The organism is Texcoconibacillus texcoconensis (assembly GCF_014202575.1).
In the GTDB taxonomy this organism is placed as follows: Bacteria; Bacillota; Bacilli; order Bacillales; family Salisediminibacteriaceae; genus Texcoconibacillus; species Texcoconibacillus texcoconensis.
The window spans coordinates 18,686-43,247 of sequence record NZ_JACHHB010000019.1 but is presented as its reverse complement, the minus strand read 5'-3'; the positions used below and the strand labels follow the sequence as shown (position 1 = coordinate 43,247).

The 24,562-nt window shown below is 42.5% G+C and carries 30 protein-coding genes and 1 other annotated feature; all 30 genes read left to right on the top strand.

What is annotated here, in order from left to right:
* The first annotated feature begins 95 nt into the window (after positions 1-95).
* The 30 genes from sigH to rplE all read left to right on the top strand — a co-directional run bounded on the left by sigH (position 96) and on the right by rplE (position 24,556).
* Positions 96-725: an RNA polymerase sporulation sigma factor SigH gene (sigH, locus tag HNQ41_RS15775; RefSeq protein ID WP_425506992.1), complete on the top strand. Its 630-nt coding sequence runs from the start codon at positions 96-98 to the stop codon at positions 723-725.
* A 216-nt stretch (positions 726-941) separates the two neighbouring features.
* On the top strand, positions 942-1,091 hold the full coding sequence (rpmG, locus tag HNQ41_RS15770; RefSeq protein ID WP_184665402.1) for a 50S ribosomal protein L33: 150 nt from the start codon (positions 942-944) through the stop codon (positions 1,089-1,091).
* Positions 1,092-1,168: 77 nt separating this feature from the next.
* Positions 1,169-1,363, top strand: a complete 195-nt coding sequence (gene secE, locus HNQ41_RS15765; protein WP_184665401.1) for a preprotein translocase subunit SecE — start codon at positions 1,169-1,171, stop codon at positions 1,361-1,363.
* Positions 1,364-1,570: 207 nt separating this feature from the next.
* Positions 1,571-2,104, top strand: a complete 534-nt coding sequence (nusG, locus tag HNQ41_RS15760; protein WP_184665400.1) for a transcription termination/antitermination protein NusG — start codon at positions 1,571-1,573, stop codon at positions 2,102-2,104.
* 163 nt (positions 2,105-2,267) lie between these two features.
* Entirely contained in the window at positions 2,268-2,693 is a 426-nt protein-coding gene (gene rplK, locus HNQ41_RS15755; RefSeq protein WP_184665399.1) for a 50S ribosomal protein L11, read from the top strand.
* Positions 2,694-2,767: 74 nt separating this feature from the next.
* On the top strand, positions 2,768-3,505 hold the full coding sequence (rplA, locus tag HNQ41_RS15750) for a 50S ribosomal protein L1 (protein ID WP_343043381.1): 738 nt from the start codon (positions 2,768-2,770) through the stop codon (positions 3,503-3,505).
* A 44-nt stretch (positions 3,506-3,549) separates the two neighbouring features.
* Positions 3,550-3,690: a sequence feature (ribosomal protein L10 leader region), on the top strand.
* Positions 3,691-3,751: 61 nt separating this feature from the next.
* A complete protein-coding gene (gene rplJ, locus HNQ41_RS15745; protein ID WP_184665397.1) occupies positions 3,752-4,252 on the top strand; it encodes a 50S ribosomal protein L10 in 501 nt (166 codons plus the stop codon).
* A gap of 55 nt (positions 4,253-4,307) precedes the next feature.
* Positions 4,308-4,670, top strand: coding sequence for a 50S ribosomal protein L7/L12 (gene rplL, locus HNQ41_RS15740; protein WP_184665396.1), 363 nt, complete (start codon positions 4,308-4,310; stop codon positions 4,668-4,670).
* An 88-nt stretch (positions 4,671-4,758) separates the two neighbouring features.
* Positions 4,759-5,358: a class I SAM-dependent methyltransferase gene (locus tag HNQ41_RS15735; protein WP_184665395.1), complete on the top strand. Its 600-nt coding sequence runs from the start codon at positions 4,759-4,761 to the stop codon at positions 5,356-5,358.
* 325 nt (positions 5,359-5,683) lie between these two features.
* Entirely contained in the window at positions 5,684-9,226 is a 3,543-nt protein-coding gene (rpoB, locus tag HNQ41_RS15730) for a DNA-directed RNA polymerase subunit beta (protein WP_184665394.1), read from the top strand.
* Between the two features lie 36 nt (positions 9,227-9,262).
* Entirely contained in the window at positions 9,263-12,877 is a 3,615-nt protein-coding gene (gene rpoC, locus HNQ41_RS15725) for a DNA-directed RNA polymerase subunit beta' (protein ID WP_184665393.1), read from the top strand.
* A gap of 82 nt (positions 12,878-12,959) precedes the next feature.
* On the top strand, positions 12,960-13,208 hold the full coding sequence (locus HNQ41_RS15720) for a 50S ribosomal protein L7ae-like protein (RefSeq protein ID WP_184665392.1): 249 nt from the start codon (positions 12,960-12,962) through the stop codon (positions 13,206-13,208).
* A 113-nt stretch (positions 13,209-13,321) separates the two neighbouring features.
* Positions 13,322-13,747 (top strand): 30S ribosomal protein S12, encoded by a 426-nt coding sequence (rpsL, locus tag HNQ41_RS15715; protein ID WP_184665391.1) that lies wholly within the window; start codon positions 13,322-13,324, stop codon positions 13,745-13,747.
* A 56-nt stretch (positions 13,748-13,803) separates the two neighbouring features.
* The gene (gene rpsG / locus HNQ41_RS15710) at positions 13,804-14,274 is read left to right on the top strand and encodes a 30S ribosomal protein S7 (RefSeq protein WP_184665390.1); all 471 of its coding nucleotides are present in this window, start codon (positions 13,804-13,806) and stop codon (positions 14,272-14,274) included.
* Between the two features lie 136 nt (positions 14,275-14,410).
* Positions 14,411-16,489, top strand: a complete 2,079-nt coding sequence (fusA, locus tag HNQ41_RS15705) for an elongation factor G (protein WP_184665389.1) — start codon at positions 14,411-14,413, stop codon at positions 16,487-16,489.
* 116 nt (positions 16,490-16,605) lie between these two features.
* Positions 16,606-17,796 carry an elongation factor Tu gene (gene tuf / locus HNQ41_RS15700; protein ID WP_184665388.1) on the top strand — a complete coding sequence of 397 codons (1,191 nt, stop codon included), beginning with the start codon at positions 16,606-16,608 and terminating at the stop codon, positions 17,794-17,796.
* A gap of 347 nt (positions 17,797-18,143) precedes the next feature.
* Entirely contained in the window at positions 18,144-18,452 is a 309-nt protein-coding gene (gene rpsJ / locus HNQ41_RS15695; RefSeq protein WP_184665387.1) for a 30S ribosomal protein S10, read from the top strand.
* Positions 18,453-18,486: 34 nt separating this feature from the next.
* Complete coding sequence (gene rplC / locus HNQ41_RS15690; RefSeq protein ID WP_184665386.1) at positions 18,487-19,116, top strand: 50S ribosomal protein L3; 630 nt, start codon at positions 18,487-18,489, stop codon at positions 19,114-19,116.
* 28 nt (positions 19,117-19,144) lie between these two features.
* Complete coding sequence (gene rplD / locus HNQ41_RS15685; RefSeq protein WP_184665385.1) at positions 19,145-19,768, top strand: 50S ribosomal protein L4; 624 nt, start codon at positions 19,145-19,147, stop codon at positions 19,766-19,768.
* A complete protein-coding gene (gene rplW / locus HNQ41_RS15680; RefSeq protein WP_184665384.1) occupies positions 19,768-20,058 on the top strand; it encodes a 50S ribosomal protein L23 in 291 nt (96 codons plus the stop codon). Before rplD ends, rplW begins: the two co-directional genes overlap by 1 nt.
* Positions 20,059-20,086: 28 nt before the next feature.
* Positions 20,087-20,920 carry a 50S ribosomal protein L2 gene (rplB, locus tag HNQ41_RS15675; RefSeq protein ID WP_184665383.1) on the top strand — a complete coding sequence of 278 codons (834 nt, stop codon included), beginning with the start codon at positions 20,087-20,089 and terminating at the stop codon, positions 20,918-20,920.
* 57 nt (positions 20,921-20,977) lie between these two features.
* Complete coding sequence (gene rpsS / locus HNQ41_RS15670; RefSeq protein ID WP_184665382.1) at positions 20,978-21,256, top strand: 30S ribosomal protein S19; 279 nt, start codon at positions 20,978-20,980, stop codon at positions 21,254-21,256.
* Between the two features lie 21 nt (positions 21,257-21,277).
* Entirely contained in the window at positions 21,278-21,619 is a 342-nt protein-coding gene (gene rplV / locus HNQ41_RS15665) for a 50S ribosomal protein L22 (protein WP_184665381.1), read from the top strand.
* 2 nt (positions 21,620-21,621) lie between these two features.
* Complete coding sequence (gene rpsC, locus HNQ41_RS15660; RefSeq protein ID WP_184665380.1) at positions 21,622-22,281, top strand: 30S ribosomal protein S3; 660 nt, start codon at positions 21,622-21,624, stop codon at positions 22,279-22,281.
* 2 nt (positions 22,282-22,283) lie between these two features.
* A complete protein-coding gene (gene rplP / locus HNQ41_RS15655) occupies positions 22,284-22,718 on the top strand; it encodes a 50S ribosomal protein L16 (RefSeq protein WP_184665379.1) in 435 nt (144 codons plus the stop codon).
* Positions 22,708-22,911, top strand: coding sequence for a 50S ribosomal protein L29 (rpmC, locus tag HNQ41_RS15650; protein WP_184665378.1), 204 nt, complete (start codon positions 22,708-22,710; stop codon positions 22,909-22,911). Before rplP ends, rpmC begins: the two co-directional genes overlap by 11 nt.
* Positions 22,912-22,931: 20 nt before the next feature.
* The gene (gene rpsQ, locus HNQ41_RS15645; protein WP_184665377.1) at positions 22,932-23,195 is read left to right on the top strand and encodes a 30S ribosomal protein S17; all 264 of its coding nucleotides are present in this window, start codon (positions 22,932-22,934) and stop codon (positions 23,193-23,195) included.
* A gap of 47 nt (positions 23,196-23,242) precedes the next feature.
* Positions 23,243-23,611, top strand: a complete 369-nt coding sequence (gene rplN / locus HNQ41_RS15640; protein ID WP_184665376.1) for a 50S ribosomal protein L14 — start codon at positions 23,243-23,245, stop codon at positions 23,609-23,611.
* 65 nt (positions 23,612-23,676) lie between these two features.
* Positions 23,677-23,985, top strand: coding sequence for a 50S ribosomal protein L24 (gene rplX / locus HNQ41_RS15635; protein WP_184665420.1), 309 nt, complete (start codon positions 23,677-23,679; stop codon positions 23,983-23,985).
* Between the two features lie 31 nt (positions 23,986-24,016).
* On the top strand, positions 24,017-24,556 hold the full coding sequence (gene rplE / locus HNQ41_RS15630; RefSeq protein ID WP_184665375.1) for a 50S ribosomal protein L5: 540 nt from the start codon (positions 24,017-24,019) through the stop codon (positions 24,554-24,556).
* Positions 24,557-24,562 lie beyond the last annotated feature (6 nt).

Here is a 24,562-nt window from a genome sequence, read left to right as displayed (position 1 = left end):
TCAACTTCTAAAATCTTCGACTTCCCCTTTTTAAACATTCGAGAAAACTATTATGGCTCGGAGGGATCGTGGTGGCTGTGAACCTTGAAGACTCTATTTTGCATACGAACTTTAAAGAATTGGACGATGACCACCTAGTGAAATATGCTCGTGAGGGTGACAGTGCCGCACTAGAACATTTAATTAATAAATATAAAAATTTCGTCCGAGCCAAGGCGAGATCTTATTTTTTAATTGGTGCAGACCATGAGGATATTATACAAGAGGGGATGATTGGCCTTTACAAGGCGATTCGTGACTTTCAAGGAGACAAGCAATCCTCTTTCAAAGCATTTGCGGAGCTTTGTATCACAAGGCAAATTATAACGGCGATAAAAACAGCTACACGTCAAAAACATATTCCACTTAATTCTTATGTTTCTTTGGATAAGCCGTTGTACGATGAAGAGTCAGAAAGGACATTGTTAGACGTAATCTGTGGTTCGCATATAACGGACCCAGAGGAGTTATTAATAAATCAAGAAGAGTTTGATAACATAGAAGTGAAAATGAGTGAATTATTAAGTGACTTAGAGCAAGAGGTCCTTATGTTATACTTAAATGGGAGATCGTATCAAGAAATCTCAGTAGATCTTAATCGTCACATTAAATCGATTGATAATGCCCTGCAGAGAGTAAAACGGAAACTCGAAAATCATGTAGAGCGAAAAGGTGTAAAAATCTAAACAGGGGGTTAAGCCCCTTGTTTTTTTGTTTGGTTAGGAACATTGATCTGTGTTCATATAAGAGACAAGTAAAGATTTTTGGTATATACGTTATGAAAATGAGGTAGGCTGTCAAAGATGAGGAGGAGGGTTCCCTGTCATTGACAGTATTCACCCCCTGTGATAACTTTTAGGGGTATATATGCAAATTGCTTTTAAGCTTAAAAGGAGTATGTAATGCGAAAAAAGGTAGCTCTTGCATGTCGCGAATGTAAGTCAAGGAATTATTCTACAAATAAGACCGAGCAAAAGAGTAATGAAAGGCTTCAATTGAAAAAGTTTTGTTCTCAGTGCGGATCTCATACGGTTCATGAGGAGACGAAGTGATAATATCTAGATATTGTTAGTTTCTTCTATCAGTTGATAAGGTAAGGGATTTTGAGAGAGGGCTGGAGGTGTATTCAGTGGCGGAAACGATAAAGAAGCCGGTGAAGTTTCTAAAAGATGTTTCAAATGAGATGAAGCGGGTCACATGGCCGACGCGTAGTGAACTTGTGCGTTATACGATTATCGTTGTAACAACAGTTGCATTTATTGCCGTATTTTTTGCGGTTGTAGATACAATTATTTCGTGGCTTCTGCAATTACTTTTAGATTAATAGAAGAGAGTTAAAAGACCGAGTAATCGATGATCATAGAAGGCGTGCCCTACAAGGTTGTTTAAAGTAGCGGAGGAGTGGCTGCGTCTCGCTTAGTATACAAGATCCTCGAGAATATCGGCTTTTTTGATCTTTATAAATTGAAACCTAACAAAGGTTTACGAGAAATACCTTGGAGGAGGGAAGGACGAGCGCGTCCTAATCATAATGGAGAAAAATTGGTATGTTGTACACACGTACTCAGGTTACGAAAATAAAGTAAAAAAGAATTTGGACAAGCGCGTGGAATCGATGGAAATGACCGATAAAATCTTTCGCGTCTTCGTTCCCACTGAAGAAGAGACCGAAGTGAAGAACGGCAAGAGCAAGACCGTCGAAAAGAAGGTTTTCCCAGGTTATGTCATTGTTGAAATGATTATGACAGATGATTCTTGGTACGTCGTTCGAAACACACCAGGAGTTACTGGATTTGTTGGTTCGAGTGGTGCAGGGGCTAAGCCGACGCCGCTTCTACCAGACGAAGTAGATGCATTGCTTCGTCAAATGGGCGAAGAAGAACCGAAAGCAGAAGTTGATTTCGAGCTTAAGGAATCGGTTAAAGTAAAGGAAGGCCCATTTGCAAATTTCATAGGTTCAATAGAGGAAATTTATGTCGATCAAGAAAAATTAAAAGTGCATGTAAACATGTTTGGGCGTGAAACGCCAGTTGAAGTCGGTTTTACACAAGTTGAAAAAATTTGACTCTCCACTTGAAATGGCTTGATATCTGTCTAGTACAGTGATAAAATCATAATGTTGCTAATAACCGTGGACAACTGTCCGCGTTCTCCTGCATAACGCAGGTATTGAGTGGGAGGGCTTCTTGCCCGGTATACCACATCACGGACTTAAGGAGGTGTGTCGCGTGGCTAAAAAGGTGATTCAAGTTGTTAAATTGCAAATTGAAGCTGGAAAGGCGAATCCAGCCCCGCCAGTTGGTCCAGCGCTAGGTCAAGCAGGAATCAACATCATGGGTTTCTGTAAAGAGTTCAACGCTCAAACTCAAGAGCGAGCGGGCTTGATTATTCCAGTAGAAATCACGGTTTTTGAAGACCGTTCATTTACATTTATCACAAAAACGCCACCTGCTGCTGTTCTATTGAAGAAAGCTGCGGGTATTGAATCAGGATCCGGCGAGCCGAACCGCAACAAAGTTGCAACGGTAAGTCGTGATAAAGTTCGCGAAATTGCGGAAACTAAACAGCCTGATTTGAACGCCGCTAGCGTTGAAGCAGCTGAGCGTATGGTAGAAGGTACTGCTCGCAGTATGGGCATTACGATCGAAGACTAGAAATGATCAAACCAATTAAGGTTGCGGAAGGGATTCTCCCTGCCTATGTTCTCATAGGTTCGCAACCTTTATTAGTGGGAGGTCTAACCGCTAAAACCACATTTGAGGAGGAAAGAACATTGGCTAAAAGAGGTAAAAAATACGAGGAAATGGTAAAACTCGTTGACCGTGAAAAAGCTTATGGTGTTAATGAAGCAGTTGAATTAATTAAAAAGACGTCTAAAGCAAACTTCGATGAAACAATTGAAGTTGCAGCGCGCTTAGGCGTTGATCCTAAAAAAGCAGACCAACAAATTCGTGGTGCTGTTGTTCTTCCGCACGGAACAGGAAAAACAAAACGTGTTCTTGTTTTTGCGAAAGGCGATAAAGCAAAAGAAGCAGAAGCTGCAGGCGCTGACTTCGTTGGTGACGAAGAGTACATCAACAAAATCAACCAAGGTTGGTTCGACTTTGATGTTGTTGTAGCGACACCAGACATGATGGCACAAGTTGGTAAGCTTGGACGTACATTAGGGCCAAAAGGTCTTATGCCAAACCCTAAAACAGGTACGGTTACGTTCGAACTTGACAAGGCGATTCAAGAAATTAAAGCCGGTAAAGTTGAATACCGTGTTGATAAAGCAGGAAACATCCATGTCCCAGTAGGGAAAGCTTCTTTCGGAGACGAAAGCCTTACAGAAAATATCGAGACTGTTCTTGAAACACTCGTAAAAGTAAAGCCATCAGCTGCGAAAGGGACGTACATGCGTAATGTATCCCTTACGTCAACAATGGGACCTGGTGTGAAGCTTAACGTTTCAGCTTACAAATAATAGTTGACAAGCATACATGGAGTTAGTATAATAACTCTTGTGAATAAAATAATCTGTTCATACCGTAGACAGTAGGTGCGAGTGATCGCTTAATTTCCTGCCGAGGTTCAGAATTCGTTTATGTAACGTAACGATATCTATGCCTCCGTGTGTTCGTCTACTCATGGAGGCTTTCTTATGAATAAATGAAGGTGATGTTTCACCGATACGGTATGAATTAAGGCTTAATTAGTAGGAGGTGTAAGGATGAGCGCTGTAATTGATGCGAAGAAACAAATTGTTTCTGAAATTGCAACAAACTTGCAAGAAAGTAAATCATCAGTTATTGTCGACTATCGTGGTCTAGATGTTGCTGAAGTGACGGAACTACGTCGTCAACTTCGCGAAGCAGGTGTAGAGTATAAAGTATACAAAAACACAATGGTTCGTCGTGCGACTGCAGAAACGAATTTGACAGAACTTGATGAGGTTCTTGTTGGTCCGACAGCGGTTGCGTTCTCTCAAGACGATGCCGTTGCACCGGCGAAAATCTTGCACAACTTCTCAAAGGACCATGCAGACTTAGAAATTAAAGCTGGTGTGGTTGAAGGTGAAGTTGTATCTGTCGATAAAGTAAAGGAACTTGCGGAAATCCCTTCCCAAGATGGCCTATTATCCATGCTTCTCAGCGTGCTTCAAGCACCAATGCGAAACATGGCGTTGGCAACAAAAGCAGTTGCCGATCAAAAAGAAGAAGAGAGTGCGTAAAGAAAGTTTGCGCATAGCCGTATAAAATATTAACGAGAAACAGGAGGAACAAATCATGACTAAAGAGCAAATCATTGATGCGATTAAAGAAATGTCTGTATTGGAATTAAACGACTTAGTAAAAGCAATTGAGGAAGAATTCGGTGTAACTGCAGCTGCTCCAGTTGCTGTTGCAGGTGGCGGTGCAGAAGCAGAAGCAGAAGAACAAACAGAATTCGACGTTGTTCTTGAAGATGCAGGTGCTTCCAAAATCAACGTTATCAAGATCCTTCGCGAAATCACTGGCCTCGGCTTAAAAGATGCGAAAGCTCTTGCTGACGGTACACCAGCACCAATCAAAGAAGGCGTATCTAAAGAAGACGCTGAAGACATGAAAGCTAAACTAGAAGAAGCTGGCGCGAAAATCGAGCTTAAATAGTTTCAGAATAACCAAAACTCGCTTTGGAATCCAAAGCGAGTTTTTTTACCTACCTTCTTTTCTTGATAAAGATATGAGGAGGGAGACGATGAGTCATTATTTTTCTGAAAAACCAAATGCTAGACGTGAGCAGAAGAAGCATGAGGTCGCTTTACGAGGTAGGTCATTAACGTTTGTAACTGACGCCGCTGTTTTCAGTAAATCAGGTGTTGATTATGGCACGAAAGTACTACTTGATTCATTCGCATTCCCCGCCACCGACGGAGACATTTTAGATGTAGGTTGCGGATGGGGGCCGATTGGGGTCACTTTAGCGAGTGAAGATCAAAACAGAATGGTTTGGATGGTGGATGTCAATGAACGAGCTGTTCAATTGGCGCAAGGAAATGCCGAAAAAAATAACCTGCAAAACGTTAAAGTTTTAAAAAGCGATTTGTTTCAGTCGTTGAAAGGGCAAACATTTGCGGCAATTTTGACAAACCCGCCAATTCGCGCAGGAAAAGATACAATTCATACATTATTCGAACAGGCATATGATTACCTAGTTCCTGGTGGAGAGCTATGGATTGTCATTCAGAAAAAACAAGGAGCGCCTTCAGCTAAAAAGAAGCTCCAGGAGAGATTTAAAGAAGTAGAAACAGTCCGCAAAGATAAAGGGTACTATATTTTTCGTGCAGAAAAATATTGACTTGGAAGTTTCATTATGGTAGGCTTATTTAATGCATATGAATGTCTATTTGAAAATAGGTTTATTATATTAAAAAAAGAAGAGGTGTTTATAAAGGGGCCGTATTGGGCATGCTAAAAACAGGTGTATGTTTTTTAGACCGATACGAAGAAAGGATTTAACTGCCCTTTTCTTTTTTTGTTTGTTTGTTAATGGAATATGGAATGAGGAACATCGTCGGTTATAAGCCGTACTTTGTTTCCTTGAGCCGTTTGTTCTTTAAAAAGGGATCAACAACACCTCGATCCTTTTGATAATAAAACGCTAGATTTGAGGGGTGAATCAGTTGACAGGTCAACTAGTTCAGTACGGACGCCACCGCCAACGTAGAAGCTATGCTCGCATCAGTGAAGTACAAGAGCTTCCGAATTTGATTGAAATTCAGACTGCTTCTTATCAATGGTTTCTTGATGAGGGTATCCAAGAGATGTTTCAGGATATTTCTCCGATCGAAGATTTTACAGGGAACTTAGTTCTTGAATTTATCGATTATAGTTTAGGGGAACCGAAGTATTCTGTCGAGGATTCTAAAGAGCGAGATGTTACATACTCAGCTCCACTTCGCGTGAAAGTTCGCTTGATTAATAAAGAAACAGGCGAAGTTAAAGAACAAGAAGTGTTCATGGGTGACTTTCCGCTCATGACAGATACAGGTACATTTATTATTAACGGAGCTGAACGTGTTATTGTATCACAGCTCGTTCGTTCTCCAAGTGTCTATTATAACGACAAAGTCGATAAAAATGGTAAAAAAGGTTATACAGCGACGGTGATCCCAAACCGTGGAGCGTGGTTAGAACTGGAGACGGATGCAAAAGACGTCGTCCATGTTCGCATTGACCGCACTCGAAAAATTCCTGTAACAGTATTGTTACGTGCTTTAGGGTTTGGCACTGATCAAGAGATCATTGACCTTTTAGGTGATGATAGCTACCTTCGAAATACATTAGAAAAAGATAACACTGATAACACAGAAAAAGCGCTTTTAGAAATTTACGAGCGTCTTCGCCCTGGTGAACCACCGACTGTCGAAAACGCAAAAAGTTTATTAGAATCGCGTTTCTTTGACCCTAAACGTTATGATTTAGCGAATGTTGGTCGCTATAAAATGAACAAAAAACTCCATATTCAAAACCGCCTATTTAACCAACGTTTAGCAGAAACGTTAGCTGACCCTGAGACAGGTGAAATTTTAGCAGAAGAAGGTTCTGTTATTGATCGTGGTTTATTGGATCGCTTACTTCCGTACTTAGAAAATAATGTTGGTTTCAAACATTATACGCTTAACGGAGGCGTCGTTGAACAAGAAGATGTAGAGTTACAGTCGATTCTTATCTATCCAGCAGACGATCCAGATGCTCAAGAACCTATCAGAGTGATTGGTAACGGAAGTATTGGTAGAGATGTTAAAAACATTACACCAGAAGATATCATTTCCGCGATTAATTACTTCTTTAATTTACTTCATGGTGTCGGTCGAACAGACGATATTGACCATTTAGGGAACCGTCGTTTACGTTCTGTTGGGGAGTTGTTGCAAAACCAATTCCGCATTGGTTTATCTCGTATGGAGCGTGTCGTTCGTGAGCGTATGTCTATCCAAGATGTCCAAACGATTACACCGCAGGCGCTTATTAACATTCGCCCTGTTATCGCATCGATTAAAGAGTTCTTCGGAAGCTCCCAACTTTCTCAGTTTATGGACCAAACGAACCCACTTGCAGAATTAACACATAAACGCCGTCTATCTGCATTAGGTCCAGGTGGTCTAACGCGTGAACGCGCCGGCTTTGAAGTGCGTGACGTTCACTATTCCCACTATGGACGTATGTGTCCGATTGAAACGCCAGAAGGACCGAACATCGGGTTGATTAACTCTCTATCAAGTTATGCGAAGGTTAATGAGTTTGGTTTTATGGAAAGTCCGTATCGAAAAGTTAACCGAGAAGAGGGCCGAGTAACTGAGCAAACCGATTACCTCACCGCTGACGAAGAGGATAATTACGTCGTTGCTCAGGCGAATGCACAGTTAGACGAAAATGGTGCATTTATTGATGATGAGATTATTTGTCGTTTTCGCGGTGAAAACATTATCGTATCGAAAGACCGCATTGACTATATGGACGTTTCACCAAAACAAGTTGTCTCTGCTGCGACCGCTTGTGTACCGTTCCTTGAAAATGACGACTCAAACCGTGCATTGATGGGTGCGAACATGCAGCGTCAGGCAGTTCCTTTACTAGAACCTGAATCACCAACGGTAGGAACAGGGATGGAGTACGTTTCTGCGAAAGACTCAGGTGCTGCGATCCTTGCAAGTTCAAGAGGACGTGTTGAAAAAGTTGATGGTAAATCAGTACGCGTTCGACGTATTGAGGAAGTCGATGGCAAGGAAGTAGAAGGGGATGTTGATCGTTATAACTTGCAAAAGTTTGAGCGTTCAAACCAAGGATCTTGCTATAACCAACGCCCAATTGTATCTGAAGGTATGATCGTTGAAAAAGGAGAAATCCTTGCTGATGGACCTTCGATGGAAGAAGGCGAAATGGCCCTAGGTCGTAATGTCCTTGTCGGTTTTATGACATGGGATGGTTACAACTATGAGGACGCCGTTATTTTAAGTGAGCGCCTTGTAAAAGATGATGTTTATACTTCGATTCATATTGAAGAGTATGAATCAGAAGCTCGCGATACAAAACTTGGACCAGAAGAAATCACACGTGATATTCCGAATGTCGGTGAAGATGCACTACGTAACCTTGATGAGCGAGGCATTATTCGCATCGGTGCGGAAGTTAAAGATGGAGACATTCTCGTTGGTAAGGTAACACCTAAAGGGGTTACTGAGTTAACAGCTGAAGAGCGGTTATTACACGCGATCTTCGGTGAAAAAGCACGAGAAGTTCGTGATACTTCCTTACGTTCACCGCACGGTGGAGATGGAATTGTCCTCGATGTGAAAATTTTCAACCGTGAAGATGGCGACGAGCTACCTCCGGGAGTCAACCAGCTCGTACGTGTTTACATCGTACAGAAACGTAAAATTAACGAAGGTGACAAGATGGCCGGCCGTCACGGTAACAAAGGTGTTATTTCTCGTATACTTCCAGAAGAAGATATGCCTTATTTACCAGACGGCACACCGATCGACATTATGTTAAACCCATTAGGTGTTCCATCAAGAATGAATATCGGACAAGTGCTAGAAATGCACTTAGGTATGGCTGCGCGAAACTTAGGTATTAACGTAGCATCACCTGTTTTTGATGGTGCGCGTGAAGATGACGTTTGGGACACGTTAGAAGAAGCAGGTATGGCTCGTGATGGTAAAACAGTTCTTTATGACGGCCGTACTGGTGAAGCATTTGATAACCGTATTTCCGTCGGTGTCATGTACATGATTAAACTTGCGCACATGGTTGATGACAAGTTGCACGCACGTTCAACTGGACCATACTCACTCGTTACACAGCAACCATTAGGTGGTAAAGCCCAATTCGGTGGTCAGCGTTTTGGTGAGATGGAAGTGTGGGCACTTGAAGCTTACGGTGCTGCTTATACATTGCAAGAAATTTTGACGGTCAAATCCGATGACGTTGTCGGCCGTGTGAAAACGTACGAAGCGATCGTCAAAGGAGAAAGTGTACCTGAACCAGGTGTACCTGAATCATTTAAAGTTCTAATTAAAGAATTGCAAAGTTTAGGTATGGACGTGAAGATGCTTTCTAGTAACGAAGAAGAAATTGAAATGCTCGAACTTGACGATGAAGAAGAGCAAAATAATGAAAAGCTAAATCTAAACCTCGAATCCGGCGAAACGAACGGGTAATGCAAGATCCTTAATGTGGAAAGGGAGGTTGACCCCTTGATAGATGTAAATAATTTTGAGTACATGAAGATCGGTCTAGCTTCATCGGAAAAAATCCGTTCATGGTCTCACGGTGAAGTTAAAAAACCTGAGACGATTAACTATCGTACATTAAAGCCAGAAAAAGACGGTTTGTTTTGTGAACGTATTTTTGGACCGCAAAAAGACTGGGAGTGTCACTGTGGAAAATATAAACGCGTACGCTACAAAGGTGTCGTTTGTGACCGCTGTGGTGTAGAAGTTACGCGTTCAAAGGTACGACGTGAGCGCATGGGGCATATTGAACTAGCTGCCCCTGTCTCTCACATTTGGTACTTTAAAGGGATTCCAAGTCGAATGGGCCTCGTTCTAGACATGTCTCCAAGGTCGCTTGAAGAAGTGATTTACTTTGCTTCTTATGTTGTGACAGAAACAGGAGATACACCGTTAGAATTAAAGCAACTATTATCTGAGAAAGAGTACAGAACGTATCGTGAAAAGTACGGGCGCTCTTTCCAAGCTGAAATGGGAGCAGAAGCGATTCGTAAACTTCTAGAAGACATCGATCTAGAAAAAGAAGTCGATATGCTTCGCGAAGAGCTCAAAACTGCTCAAGGTCAACGTCGCACACGTGCAATTAAGCGACTAGAAGTTCTTGAGTCATTCAGAAATTCAGGTAACAACCCTGCTTGGATGATTATGGATGCCCTTCCGGTTATTCCACCTGAACTTCGTCCAATGGTGCAACTAGATGGTGGACGCTTTGCAACTTCGGATCTTAACGACTTATACCGTCGTGTCATTAACCGAAACAACCGTCTAAAACGCCTACTAGATTTAGGCGCACCTAGTATCATTGTTCAAAATGAAAAGAGAATGCTTCAGGAAGCCGTCGATGCGATGATCGATAACGGTCGACGAGGTCGTCCGGTTACAGGACCAGGAAACCGTCCATTGAAGTCTTTATCTCACATGCTTAAAGGTAAGCAAGGTCGTTTCCGTCAAAACTTACTCGGTAAGCGTGTTGACTATTCTGGTCGTTCGGTTATCGTTGTTGGTCCTAGCCTGAAAATGTATCAATGTGGTTTACCGAAAGAAATGGCCCTAGAATTATTTAAGCCATTTGTTATGAAAGAACTCGTAAACAAAGGCTTATCTCATAATATTAAGAGTGCAAAGCGTAAAGTTGAGCGCGTACACCCAGAAGTATGGGATGTGCTTGAAGAAGTAATTAAAGAGCACCCTGTATTGTTAAACCGTGCTCCAACCCTTCACCGTTTAGGGATTCAATCTTTTGAACCTACGCTTGTTGAAGGTCGAGCGATTAAGCTGCACCCACTCGTATGTACTGCATATAACGCGGACTTTGACGGTGACCAAATGGCCGTTCACGTTCCGCTATCTGCTGAAGCGCAAGCGGAAGCAAGATTATTAATGTTAGCAGCGCAGAATATCCTTAACCCGAAAGACGGAAAACCTGTTGTTACACCATCACAGGACATGGTTCTAGGGAACTACTACCTAACGTTGGAACGTGCGGGTGCCGTAGGTGAAGGAAATATCTATAAAGACCCAGACGAAGTGTTGACAGCTTATCAAAACGGATATGTCCACTTGCATACACGAATTGCATTACCTGTTAATTCAGTTGGGAAAACAAACTTTACTGAAGAGCAAGACGAACAACTATTGCTCACATCTGTAGGTAAAGTGATCTTCAACGAAATTCTCCCAGGTTCATTCCCTTATATTAATGAACCTAGTGCAACCAACTTAGAAGAAGTGATTCCGGAGAAATACATCGTTCCGGTAGGTACTGACATCAAGGAAGAGTTCAAAAACCGAGAAGTCGTTGATCCATTTAAAAAAGGCTTTTTAGGCGATATCATTGCAGAAGTCTTTAAAAAGTTCAAGATATCAGAAACATCTGTCATGCTGGATAAAATGAAGGACTTAGGTTTCTATTATTCAACAAAAGCAGGTATCACGATGGGCGTTGCAGACATTGTAACCTTAGAAGATAAACAAGGAATCCTCGATGAAGCTGAGGAAAAAGTAACTCGTGTTACAAAACAATTCCGTCGTGGTTTAATTACTGATGAGGAACGTTATGACAAAGTTATCGAAACGTGGAGTGGGGCAAAGGATGACATCCAAGGTCGTCTGATGAATGCGTTGGATAAAACGAACCCAATCTTTATGATGAGTGATTCGGGTGCACGTGGTAACGCATCAAACTTCACCCAGTTAGCAGGTATGCGTGGTCTAATGGCCAATCCATCAGGTCAAATTATCGAACTTCCGATCAAGTCTAACTTCCGAGAAGGCTTGACAGTTCTTGAATACTTTATCTCTACACACGGTGCCCGAAAAGGTCTGGCCGATACGGCACTGAAGACAGCAGACTCGGGTTACTTGACTCGTCGTCTTGTTGATGTAGCTCAAGATGTCATCGTTCGCGAGGATGATTGTAGAACTGATCGTGGCTTACCTGTCTCGGCGATTACTCAAGGCAGTGAAGTCATTGAAGGGCTATTTGACCGACTCGTAGGTCGTCTTTCGTTTGAAACAGTACGTCATCCAGAAACTGGAGAAGTGCTAGCAGAAAAAGAAGAACTCCTTAACGAAGATGTTGCTCGCAAGATTGTAGATGCTGGTGTTGAAACGGTTACGATTCGTTCTGCCTTTACTTGTGACACTGAACACGGCGTTTGTAAAAAGTGTTATGGTCGAAACCTAGCGACAGGAAGCGAAGTGGAAGTCGGTGAAGCCGTAGGTATTATTGCCGCTCAATCAATCGGTGAACCGGGAACGCAGTTAACGATGCGTACTTTCCACACCGGTGGTGTAGCAGGGGACGATATCACACAAGGTTTACCGCGTATCCAAGAGCTAGTTGAAGCGCGTAATCCGAAAGGTCAGGCAGTCATTTCCGAAATTGAAGGAAGGGTTATAGATATCACAGAATCGACGGATAAAAAAGAAATCGCCGTTCAAGGTGATGTCGAAAACCGAACGTACACTACGCTATATGGCGCTCGACTTACAGTATCTGAAGGGGATGAAGTGATACCAGGTCAGGCTCTCACTGAAGGTTCTATCGACCCTAAAGAGTTGCTACAGGTTAGCGGTGTTCAAGGTGTTCAGGCATACTTGCTTAAGGAAGTTCAAAAAGTTTACCGTATGCAAGGTGTTGAAATCGGTGATAAACACGTAGAGGTCATGGTCCGCCAAATGCTTCGAAAAATCCGTGTTATTGATGCAGGGGATACAGAAATATTACCTGGGTCACTTGTTGAAATTCACCAGTTTGACAAAGCCAATCGTGATGTTCTGCTTCAAGGAGGGCAACCTGCAACTGGTAAACCTGTTATTCTTGGTATTACCAAAGCATCACTTGAAACAGACTCCTTCTTATCGGCGGCGTCTTTCCAAGAGACAACTCGTATCTTAACAGATGCAGCGATCAAAGGAAGACGTGACGAACTTGTTGGGTTGAAAGAAAACGTCATTATCGGTAAGCTCGTTCCTGCAGGTACAGGAATGCAACGTTATCGCAAACTAGATTATGACGATGGTCAAACAGCAACTGAAACTTCGGAAGAAACCGAAGAAGTTACCGTACAAGATTAAAAGAAAATAGTATTGACATCACTAGATCATGATGATAGTATATAAAAGTGCGCCTAAACCCTGGTGCTTTGGAGGATGAAAAATGTCTTATGAAAAAGTAGCACAGGCTGATCAGAAACTGGTGGGCACAAAACAGACGTTAAAAGCTCTGGAAGATGGTAAGGTAACTGAAGTGGTCGTTGCCGAGGACATTGATGAACAAGTGAAACAAAAAATTTTTTCTTCAGCTAATCGACGTGGCGTACCGATCGTTACAGTTGATTCGATGAAAAAATTAGGTAAGGCTTGTGGAATAGATGTTGGCGCTGCGACGGTCGCATTGAAAAAGTAAATGAAGTTTTTGTTTGCGGGGCACTCCCCCGCGACAAAAACTTTACTTTTTACACAACAATGAGCCACCTGGATCAGTGGCCTTATATTAATGATGAAAGGAGGAAAATAACGATGCCTACAATTAACCAACTAGTACGCAGTGGACGTAAGTCCAAGCCGAAAAAATATGATTCACCAGCACTTAACAAAGGGTACAACAGTCACCGTAAAGTGCCTACGGATCAATCATCACCTCAAAAACGCGGGGTTTGTACACGTGTTGGTACAATGACACCGAAAAAACCAAACTCTGCATTGCGTAAATACGCTCGTGTTCGTTTAACGAACCAAATTGAAGTGACAGCTTATATCCCTGGTATTGGACACAACCTTCAAGAACACAGTGTTGTTCTTATCCGTGGAGGACGTGTTAAAGACTTACCAGGTGTCCGTTACCACATTGTACGTGGTGCGCTAGATACTGCTGGCGTTGAAGGACGTAAGCAAGGTCGTTCCAAGTACGGAACGAAAACTGGTAAGAAGAAAAAGAAAAAATAATGATCGTTAACAAATAGATTGTTATCAAATTAAGAAATTTGAAAGGAGGGGAACACATGCCTCGTAAAGGTCCTGTCGCAAAACGTGACGTACTACCTGACCCGTTGTATAACTCGAAACTAGTTACTCGTTTAATCAACCGTATTATGACTGACGGTAAAAAAGGAAAAGCACAAAAGATCCTTTATAAAGCATTTGAACTTGTACAAGAGCGTGCTGGTCAAGATCCACAAGAAGTTTTTGAACAAGCACTTAAAAATATCATGCCAGTACTTGAGGTTAAAGCTCGCCGTGTAGGTGGTGCAAACTATCAAGTACCGGTTGAGGTTAAACCAGACCGTCGTACAACACTAGGTCTTCGTTGGCTCGTAAACTATGCTCGTCTTCGTGGTGAAAAAACGATGGAAGAGCGTCTTGCTAACGAAATCCTAGATGCTGCTAACAACACTGGTGCTGCTGTTAAGAAGCGTGAAGAGACGCATAAAATGGCAGAAGCGAACAAAGCATTCGCTCACTACCGTTGGTAAAATTTTAATCAACCACTTATCTAATATGGTTGATATGGGAATAGATACTGCTAGATGTGTAAAGATGAGTCCTATATTTATGCGACTCTCTTTCGCATCATAGTGAACATCTACAAAAAGGAAGGAGAAAAAGTCAATGGGAAGAGAGTTCTCCTTAGAGAAAACCCGTAATATCGGGATCATGGCTCACATTGATGCTGGTAAAACAACAGCAACAGAGCGTATTCTTTTCTACACGGGGCGTATTCATAAAATTGGTGAAACGCACGAAGGTGCTTCACAAATGGACTGGATGTCCCAGGAGCAAGAGCGCGGAATCACAATCACTTCTGCTGCAACGACTGCTCAGTGGAATGACCACCGTATAAATATTATCGACACTCCAGGACACGTAGACTTCACAGTTGAGGTTGAACGTTCTCTACGAGTATTAGACGGATCTGTTGCAGTACTTGATGCGCAATCCGGGGTTGAGCCGCAAACTGAAACAGTTTGGCGCCAAGCTACAACATATCATGTACCACGAATTGTATTTGTAAACAAGATGGACAAGGTAGGGGCAGATTTCATCTACTCCCTTAGCACATTAAGTGACCGTCTTGGGGCAAATGCTCACGCTATTCAACTACCAATCGGTGCAGAGGATGAGTTCGATGGCATCATTGACCTCATAGAAATGAAAGCTTATTACTATGAAGATGACCTAGGAACACGTACTGATGCTCGCGAGATTCCAGAAGAGTATCAAGCTCAAGCGAAAGAATATCGCGAGAAGTTAGTTGAAGCTGTTGCTGAACTCGATGAAGAATTAATGATGAAGTACTTAGAAGGTGAAGAATTAGAAATAGCAGAAATCAAGGAAGCGATCCGTAAAGGAACGCTTAATGTTGAATTCTATCCTGTTCTATGTGGTTCTGCCTTCAAAAACAAAGGTGTTCAACTTATGTTGGATGCAGTGATTGACTTCTTGCCATCACCTGTTGACGTTCCTGCTATTCAAGGTATCAAGCCTGATACTGATGAAGAAGTTGAGCGTAGCGCAGATGACAACCAACCATTCTCTGCACTAGCATTTAAAGTTATGACAGACCCTTACGTTGGTAAGTTGACATTCTTCCGAGTGTACTCTGGAACAGTAAATGCTGGTTCTTATGTACAGAACTCAACGAAGAACAAACGTGAACGTATGGGACGTATTCTCCAGATGCACGCAAACCACCGTGAAGAGATCTCCACTGTTTATTCAGGGGATATTGCTGCAGGTGTTGGTTTGAAACAAACGGCAACTGGTGATACGCTTTGTCATGAGAAGGATCTTGTTATCCTTGAATCCATGGAATTCCCAGCACCAGTTATCTCCTTGTCCGTTGAGCCTAAATCAAAAGCTGACCAAGACAAGATGGGTATTGCACTTGGTAAGTTGGCTGAAGAAGACCCAACATTCCAAACGCATACTGATGAAGAAACTGGACAAACAATCATCGCAGGTATGGGTGAGCTTCACTTAGACGTTATCGTTGACCGTCTTAAGCGTGAATTCAAAGTTGAAGCTAACGTTGGTGCTCCTCAAGTTTCCTACCGTGAAACTTTACGTGAAGCGGCAAAAGTAGAAGGGAAATTTGTACGTCAGTCTGGTGGTCGTGGTCAGTACGGTCACGTATGGATTGAGTTCGAACCAAACGAAGAAGGCGCAGGTTTTGAATTTGTAGACAAGATCGTCGGTGGTGTTGTTCCACGTGAATATATCCCATCCGTTGAACAAGGTCTAAGAGAATCGATGGATAATGGTCTACTTGCTGGCTATCCAATGATCGACGTGAAGGCAAAACTAGTTGATGGTTCTTACCACGACGTTGACTCTAATGAGATGGCTTATAAAGTAGCTGCTTCCCTAGCCTTAAAAGAAGCGAAATCAAAGTGTAAACCAGTACTTCTTGAACCAGTCATGAAAGTCGAAGTTGTTATCCCAGAAGAATACATGGGAGACATCATGGGCGACATCACTTCTCGTCGTGGACGAGTTGATGGTATGGAAGCACGCGGTAATGCACAAATTGTAAAAGCTTTCGTTCCACTTGCAGAAATGTTTGGTTACGCAACAGTATTGCGTTCAAACACACAAGGTCGCGGAGCTTACACAATGCACTTTGACCACTATGAAGAAGTGCCAAAGAGCATTTCTGAAGAAATTATCAAGAAACAAACTGGTGAATAAATCAGTAAATATTGTTTCTGTGTTTAATTTATTGTAAGCTAGGAAAGGTGACTGATTATCATCTCTCACCTTTCCAACTATAAAAATTATTCTTCAATTTAAGGAGGAAATTAATAATGGCTAAAGAAAAGTTTGATCGTTCGAAGACCCATGCCAATATTGGTACAATCGGACACGTTGACCATGGTAAAACTACATTAACTGCAGCAATCACTACTGTACTTAACAAGAAAGACGGTACTGGTGACGCAATGGCATATGACCAAATCGACGGTGCTCCAGAAGAGCGTGAGCGTGGAATCACAATCTCCACTGCACACGTTGAGTATGAAACAGAAAGTCGTCACTATGCACACGTTGACTGCCCAGGACACGCAGACTACGTTAAAAACATGATCACTGGTGCTGCTCAGATGGATGGTGCAATCCTTGTTGTATCCGCTGCTGACGGTCCAATGCCACAAACTCGTGAGCACATCTTGCTTTCCCGCCAAGTTGGTGTACCAGCAATCGTTGTGTTCTTGAACAAATGTGACATGGTTGACGATGAAGAGTTACTAGAATTAGTAGAAATGGAAGTTCGTGACCTTCTTGGTGAGTACGACTTCGATGGTGACGACGTACCAGTTGTTAAAGGTTCTGCTCTTAAAGCACTTGAAGGTGACGAGCAGTACGAGCAAGCAATTTTCGAACTAATGGAAGCAGTTGACAACTACATTCCAACTCCAGATCGCGACAAAGACAAGCCATTCATGATGCCAGTTGAGGACGTATTCTCTATCACTGGTCGTGGTACTGTTGCTACAGGTCGTGTTGAGCGTGGACAATTAAACGTAGGTGATGAAATCGAAATCATCGGTATGGAAGAAGACTCCAGCAAAACAACTGTTACTGGTGTGGAAATGTTCCGTAAGCTTCTTGACTACGCTGAAGCAGGTGACAACATCGGCGCGCTACTTCGTGGTGTTTCCCGTGATGACATCCAACGTGGACAAGTTCTAGCTAAGCCTGGTACGATCACTCCACACACAAAGTTCAAAGCTGAAGTTTACGTTCTTTCAAAAGAAGAAGGTGGCCGTCACACGCCATTCTTCGCAAACTACCGTCCACAGTTCTACTTCCGTACAACGGACGTTACAGGAATCATCGAGCTTCCTGAAGGCGTAGAAATGGTTATGCCTGGAGATAACGTAGAAATGACAGTAGACCTAATTGCACCAATCGCGATTGAAGAAGGTACTAAATTCTCAATCCGTGAAGGTGGCCGTACAGTAGGTGCGGGCGTCGTAGCTACAATCGTTGAGTAATCTACGATTATGATACTTCAAAAAGCACCCTAGGATTCTAGGGTGTTTTTTTATTAGTAATAGACGGTTTTACAAAGGATATATTTATTTCCATTTAAAAGATTCACTTGTAAACTTGAAATCCACGAACACAGCTTGTATAATACAAAAAGTGTCCGCGTTGAGAGTAATAAAAAAAAACTTGCATTCGCATGTTATTTTATTGTATAATATTTAACGTTGGTCACTGACAGGCGATGATGTGGAAGGTTGCTGACACACCCGGCTCCTTTGCCATGAGCTAGGTGCAGGAAAATTTCCATGGAGTAAGTCTGTTTTAAAAAATGGGCGAAAAAGGAGGTAATCAAATGGCAAAACAAAAAATTCGCATTCGTCTAAAAGCATATGATCACAGAATTTTAGACCAGTCTGCAGAAAAGATTGTGGAAACGGCTAAGCGTGCAGGAGCAAGTGTTTCTGGGCCGATCCCGCTTCCAACGGAAAAGTCCGTATATACAATTCTACGTGCTGTTCATAAGTACAAAGATGCACGTGAGCAATTTGAAATGCGAACTCACAAGCGTCTAATTGACATTGTTGACCCAACACCACAAACGGTAGATTCCTTAATGCGTTTGGATCTTCCATCAGGTGTCGATATTGAAATTAAACTATAATTAAAATAAAAGATTTAATTAGGAGGTGTGACTTATGACCAAAGGAATCTTAGGTAAAAAACTAGGTATGACACAAGTTTTTTCTGAGAACGGTGAAGTGGTTCCTGTAACGGTAATTGAAGTTGAGCCTAACGTTGTACTTCAAAAGAAATCCGTTGAAAATGACGGATATGAATCAGTACAACTTGGTTTTGCAGATAAGAAAGAATCTCAAATCAACAAACCGGAAAAAGGCCACGCCGAAAAGGCAAATGCAACGCCTAAGCGCTTCGTTAAAGAGTTTCGTAACTTAGATGCTACGAACTTAGAAGTTGGTCAAGAAGTCAAGGTAGATACATTTGAATCAGGTGACGCGATCGACGTTACTGGTATTACAAAGGGTAAAGGTTTTGCAGGCGCAATCAAGCGTCATAACCAATCCCGCGGACCAATGACACACGGTTCCCGTTACCACCGTCGACCAGGTGCGATGGGTCCAATTGATCCGAACCACGTTCGTCCAGGGAAGAAACTTCCGGGTCGCATGGGTACGAATCAGGTGACGATTCAAAACCTAGAAGTTGTAAAGGTAGACACTGATCGTAACCTACTTCTAGTAAAAGGAAATGTTCCAGGAGCGAAAAGAAGTTACGTTTCTGTACATTCAGCTGTAAAAGAAAACTAAAAGATTGGCAAGGAAAGGAGGAGCCAAGATGCCAAAAGTGACTCTATACAACCAAAGCGGTTCACAAGTAGGCGACATCGAGTTGAACGATGACGTGTTTGGTATTGAACCGAACGAAAGCGTTGTTCACGATGCCGTTGTAATGCAACAAGCATCATTAAGACAAGGTACTCACAAAGTAAAAGGTCGTTCGGATGTGAGCGGTGGTGGCAGCAAGCCATGGCGCCAAAAAGGAACAGGGCGTGCGCGCCAAGGTTCAACCCGTTCTCCACAGTGGGTTGGTGGTGGAACAGTATTCGGACCAACACCACGCGATTACGGTTATAAACTACCGAAAAAAGTTCGTCGATTAGCAATGAAGTCTGTATTGTCTTCAAAACTTCAAAGTGATGATGTGATTCTTTTAGAAGAATTATCACTTGAAAAGCCAAAGACAAAAGAAATGATTAGCATCTTGAATAATCTATCTGCGGATGAAAAAGCATTAGTAGTTACAGAAGAGTATAACCAACAAGTTGCTCTATCTACTAACAACATCCCAGGCGTAGCTTATCTAACAGCAGAGGGCGTTAATGTCCTTGACGTTCTTAAATCTGATAAGCTCGTTATGACACAAGGTGCTGCGAAAAAGGTCGAGGAGGTGCTTGGATAATGGCAAATGCACGTGATATCATTAAGCGCCCCGTGGTTACTGAGCGTACTACGGACCTTATGGCAGAGAACAAATATACTTTTGAAGTTGACCCACGCGCCAACAAAACTGAAATCAAAAAAGCTATTGAAGAAATTTTTGATGGCACGGAGGTAGCGAACGTAAACACAATGAACTACAAAGGGAAGTTCAAACGTTTCGGCCGTTACACAGGGTATACACGCAAGCGCAAAAAAGCGATTGTAGAACTTACGCAAGATAGCAAAGAAATTGAATTCTTTGAAGCGTAAATCTTAACAGAGAAGGAGGGAAACCCAGATGGCAATCAAAAAGTATAATCCGACGACTAACGGATTCCGTAATATGACAAGATTAACTTTTGATGAAATTACGACTGATAAGCCGGAAAGCTCTTTGTTAGCTCCAATCAGCAAAACAGCTGGACGAAACAACCACGGTCGTATTACATCCCGTCATAAAGGTGGCGGACACAAAAGACACTATCGTATTATCGACTTCAAACGTAACAAAGATGGAATTCCAGGCCGCGTTGCTACGATCGAATACGATCCAAACCGCACATCAAACATTGCTCTTATCAACTACGTTGATGGTGAGAAGCGTTATATTCTTGCGCCGCGTGGCTTAAAAGTTGGCGATGAAATTATGTCCGGTAAGGATGCAGATATCAAGCGCGGAAACGCTTTGGAACTTCAAGATATTCCAGTTGGTACTGTTGTTCATAACATCGAGTTAAAACCTGGTAAAGGTGGACAACTTGTACGTTCTGCTGGTGCAGAGGCACAAGTACTTGGTAAAGAAGGAAAATACGTGCTTATTCGCCTTCGTTCAGGTGAAACACGATTGATTCTTGCAACATGCCGTGCGACAATTGGCCAAGTTGGTAATGTTGAGCACGAACTTGTGAACACAGGTAAAGCTGGACGTTCTCGTTGGCAAGGCAAGCGTCCACATGTACGTGGTTCTGCTATGAACCCTAGCGATCACCCACACGGTGGTGGTGAAGGTCGTGCACCAATCGGACGTAAATCGCCTGTATCCCCATGGGGTCAACCATCAGTTGGTTACAAGACACGTAAGAAAAATAAGGACACGGACAAATATATTGTTCGTCGCCGTCGTAAAAAATAACGGGATTGAGCTACGGTTCGTAGGAACCGTAGGGCAATCGCGAAGGGAGGTACACACATGGGTCGCAGCTTGAAAAAAGGACCTTTTGTAGATGATCACTTGATGAAGAAAGTGGATTCTTTGAACGAAGCAAACGAGAAAAAGGTTATTAAAACTTGGTCTCGTCGCTCAACAATTTTCCCACAATTTATCGGTCATACAATTGCCGTACACGATGGTCGTAAACATGTACCTGTATACGTCTCTGAAGATATGGTAGGACACAAACTTGGTGAGTTTGCTCCTTCCCGTACTTTCAAAGGCCATGCAGGTAGTGACAAGAAAACGAAACGTTAATAGAGAGAGGAGGTACTATTCATGCAAGCTAAAGCAGTAGCTAAACAAGTGCGTATTGCTCCTCGCAAGGTTCGCTTAGTGGTTGACTTGATTAGAGGTAAGGACGTTGGAGAGGCGATTTCAATTCTTCGCCATACTCAGAAGAAATCGTCACCTGTTGTTGAAAAGCTCATCAACTCTGCGATCGCAAATGCAGAGCACAATTACGAAATGGAACCTGACAATCTCGTTGTCAGCGAAGCATACGTAGACGAAGGCATCACGCTCAAACGATTCCGCCCGCGTGCGATGGGTCGAGCGAGCCGTATTAACAAACGTACGAGTCATATTACTGTCGTTCTAACAGAAAAGAAGGAGGGATAAATGTGGGTCAAAAAGTTAATCCAGTAGGACTTCGCGTTGGCGTTATCCGCGATTGGGAATCAAGATGGTACGCTGACAAGAATTACGCTGACCTACTTCACGAAGATATTAAAATTCGTGAATACCTGGAAAACCGTCTAAAAGATGCTGCAGTTTCAACTATTGAAATTGAACGTGCAGCAAACCGTGTAAATATTACGATTTACACTGCTAAGCCTGGTATGGTTATCGGTAAAGGTGGTGCTGAAGTTGAAGCACTACGTAAAGCTCTTAACCAATTAACTGGCAAGCGTGTACACATCAACATTAACGAAATTAAGCAACCAGATATGGACGCAACTTTAGTTGCTGAAAATATTGCACGCCAATTAGAAAACCGCGTTTCTTTCCGTCGTGCGATGAAACAAGCGATGCAACGTACTATGAGATCTGGAGCACAAGGTATTAAAACACAAGTTTCTGGTCGTCTTGGTGGCGCAGATATCGCACGAGCTGAAGAATACAGCGAAGGTACAGTACCCCTACACACTTTGCGTGCCGACATTGATTACGGTTTCGCAGAAGCTGACACAACATACGGTAAGCTAGGTGTGAAGATTTGGATTTATCGAGGGGAAGTCCTTCCGACGAAAGGAACGAACGAAGAGGAAGGAGGAAACTAATTATGCTAGTACCAAAACGTGTTAAATTCCGTCGTGAACATCGTGGGAAAATGCGTGGTCAAGCAAAAGGTGGTACAGAGGTTAACTTTGGTGAGTACGGTTTACAAGCGTTAGAAGCGTCTTGGATCACAAACCGCCAAATTGAAGCTGCACGTATCGCTATGACACGTTACATGAAACGTGGCGGTAAAGTATGGATCAAAATCTTTCCTGACAAGCCTTATACAGCAAAACCTCTTGAAGTTCGTATGGGTTCCGGTAAAGGTGCTCCAGAAGGATTTGTTGCGGTTGTTAAACCAGGAAAAATCATGTTTGAAATTTCCGGTGTTTCTGAAGAAGTTGCCCGTGAAGCATTGCGTTTAGCTTCTCACAAACTACCGATTAAAACGAAATTTGTAAAACGAGAAGAAGTGGGTGGTGACGCAAATGAAGGCTAACGAGATTCGCAACTTAACCACTGCCGAAATTGAACAAAAAGCCAACTCACTAAAAGAAGAATTGTTTAACTTACGCTTCCAACTAGCGACAGGTCAATTAGATAACCCTGCTCGCATCCGCGAAGTGAAAAAGGCGATCGCTCGAGCGAAAACAGTTCTTCGTGAGCGTGAATTAGGAATTACGAACGAATAAGCTGAGAGGAGGTTCGTCCATTGGCAGAGCGTAATAATCGTAAATCTTACGTCGGCCGTGTCGTTTCCGATAAAATGGATAAAACGATCACAGTTGTTGTAGAAACGTATAAAATGCACTCACTGTACGGTAAACGTGTTAAATACTCGAAAAAGTTTAAGGCGCATGATGAAAATAACGTTGCGAAAAATGGCGACATTGTACGCATCATGGAAACACGCCCACTTTCGAAAAACAAACGTTTTAGACTCGAAGAAGTTGTTGAAGAAGCTGTAATTGTCTAATCAGTTCAGTTAAGTCATTTGCTTACCTGAAGGGAGGTTAAGGAACTATGATTCAACAAGAAAGCCGCTTGAAAGTAGCAGATAACTCTGGAGCTCGTGAAGTACAATGCATCAAAGTATTGGGCGGATCTGGGCGTAAAACCGCAAATATCGGGGACGTTATCGTTTGTTCCGTAAAGCAAGCAACACCTGGTGGCGTTGTCAAGAAAGGTGAAATTGTTAAAGCTGTTATCGTTCGTTCAAAGAGCGGAGTTCGTCGTAAAGACGGTTCTTACATCCGTTTCGACGAAAACGCAGCAGTCATCGTACGTGACGACAAAGGCCCACGTGGAACGCGTATTTTCGGACCGGTTGCTCGTGAATTACGCGAAAACCAATTTATGAAAATTGTATCTCTTGCACCAGAAGTGCTTTAACGGATAGAAAAGGAAACGGACGGAAATTCGTCAGCTAAGGAGGTGCCCTTATGTCACAACGTAAATTGCACGTGAAAACTGGAGATAACGTTAAAGTCATCTCAGGTAAAGATAAAGGAAAAGAAGGCAAAGTTCTTGAAGCGTACCCGTCTTCCGAACGCGTGCTTGTTGAAGGAGTCAACATGGTGAAAAAACATGCAAAGCCGACTCAAGCAAACCCACAAGGTGGTATTTTGAATCAAGAAGCGCCAGTACACGTATCAAACGTGATGCCAATTGATCCAAAAACATCTGAACCAACACGTGTTGGATTTAAAGAAGAGAACGGTAAAAAAGTACGTATCGCAAAGAAATCTGGCGAAGCGCTCGACTAATTGCCAGTGTCGAAAGGAGGTCAATTTAGCAATGAATCGATTAAAAGAGAAGTATAATCAAGAGATCGTTTCTTCTATCTCAGAGAAATTTAACTATGATTCCGTTATGGAAGTTCCTAAAATCGAAAAGGTCGTCATCAACATGGGTGTCGGCGATGCTGTTCAAAACTCTAAGATGCTAGACAAAGCTGTCGAAGAGTTAACAGCAATCACAGGTCAAAAACCGATCATTACGAAAGCGAAAAAATCCATCGCCGGATTTAAGCTTCGTGAAGGTATGCCAATCGGTGCTAAAGTAACTTTGCGCGGCGAGCGCATGTACGATTTCTTAGATAAATTGTTCTCTGTTTCTTTGCCTCGTGTACGTGACTTCCGTGGTGTATCGAAAAAAGCTTTTGACGGACGCGGAAACTACACACTCGGAGTGAAAGAACAGCTAATTTTCCCTGAGATTGAATATGATAAAGTCGATAAAGTTCGTGGTATGGACATCGTAATTGTTACGACAGCAGATTCTGACGAAGAAGCTCGTGAACTTCTTACAGAAATGGGAATGCCATTCCAAAAATAAAAGGCG

What these genes read in the sequence shown, in the direction of transcription:
- rpmG (WP_184665402.1), top strand. Translation starts at nt 942, where the DNA reads ATGCGAAAAAAGGTAGCTCTTGCATGTCGCGAATGTAAGTCAAGGAAT.
- nusG (WP_184665400.1), top strand. Translation starts at nt 1,571, where the DNA reads ATGGAGAAAAATTGGTATGTTGTACACACGTACTCAGGTTACGAAAAT.
- rplJ (WP_184665397.1), top strand. Translation starts at nt 3,752, where the DNA reads ATGAGCGCTGTAATTGATGCGAAGAAACAAATTGTTTCTGAAATTGCA.
- rplL (WP_184665396.1), top strand. Translation starts at nt 4,308, where the DNA reads ATGACTAAAGAGCAAATCATTGATGCGATTAAAGAAATGTCTGTATTG.
- HNQ41_RS15735 (WP_184665395.1), top strand. Translation starts at nt 4,759, where the DNA reads ATGAGTCATTATTTTTCTGAAAAACCAAATGCTAGACGTGAGCAGAAG.
- HNQ41_RS15720 (WP_184665392.1), top strand. Translation starts at nt 12,960, where the DNA reads ATGTCTTATGAAAAAGTAGCACAGGCTGATCAGAAACTGGTGGGCACA.
- rpsL (WP_184665391.1), top strand. Translation starts at nt 13,322, where the DNA reads ATGCCTACAATTAACCAACTAGTACGCAGTGGACGTAAGTCCAAGCCG.
- rpsG (WP_184665390.1), top strand. Translation starts at nt 13,804, where the DNA reads ATGCCTCGTAAAGGTCCTGTCGCAAAACGTGACGTACTACCTGACCCG.
- fusA (WP_184665389.1), top strand. Translation starts at nt 14,411, where the DNA reads ATGGGAAGAGAGTTCTCCTTAGAGAAAACCCGTAATATCGGGATCATG.
- tuf (WP_184665388.1), top strand. Translation starts at nt 16,606, where the DNA reads ATGGCTAAAGAAAAGTTTGATCGTTCGAAGACCCATGCCAATATTGGT.
- rpsJ (WP_184665387.1), top strand. Translation starts at nt 18,144, where the DNA reads ATGGCAAAACAAAAAATTCGCATTCGTCTAAAAGCATATGATCACAGA.
- rplC (WP_184665386.1), top strand. Translation starts at nt 18,487, where the DNA reads ATGACCAAAGGAATCTTAGGTAAAAAACTAGGTATGACACAAGTTTTT.
- rplD (WP_184665385.1), top strand. Translation starts at nt 19,145, where the DNA reads ATGCCAAAAGTGACTCTATACAACCAAAGCGGTTCACAAGTAGGCGAC.
- rplW (WP_184665384.1), top strand. Translation starts at nt 19,768, where the DNA reads ATGGCAAATGCACGTGATATCATTAAGCGCCCCGTGGTTACTGAGCGT.
- rplB (WP_184665383.1), top strand. Translation starts at nt 20,087, where the DNA reads ATGGCAATCAAAAAGTATAATCCGACGACTAACGGATTCCGTAATATG.
- rpsS (WP_184665382.1), top strand. Translation starts at nt 20,978, where the DNA reads ATGGGTCGCAGCTTGAAAAAAGGACCTTTTGTAGATGATCACTTGATG.
- rplV (WP_184665381.1), top strand. Translation starts at nt 21,278, where the DNA reads ATGCAAGCTAAAGCAGTAGCTAAACAAGTGCGTATTGCTCCTCGCAAG.
- rplP (WP_184665379.1), top strand. Translation starts at nt 22,284, where the DNA reads ATGCTAGTACCAAAACGTGTTAAATTCCGTCGTGAACATCGTGGGAAA.
- rpmC (WP_184665378.1), top strand. Translation starts at nt 22,708, where the DNA reads ATGAAGGCTAACGAGATTCGCAACTTAACCACTGCCGAAATTGAACAA.
- rplN (WP_184665376.1), top strand. Translation starts at nt 23,243, where the DNA reads ATGATTCAACAAGAAAGCCGCTTGAAAGTAGCAGATAACTCTGGAGCT.
- rplE (WP_184665375.1), top strand. Translation starts at nt 24,017, where the DNA reads ATGAATCGATTAAAAGAGAAGTATAATCAAGAGATCGTTTCTTCTATC.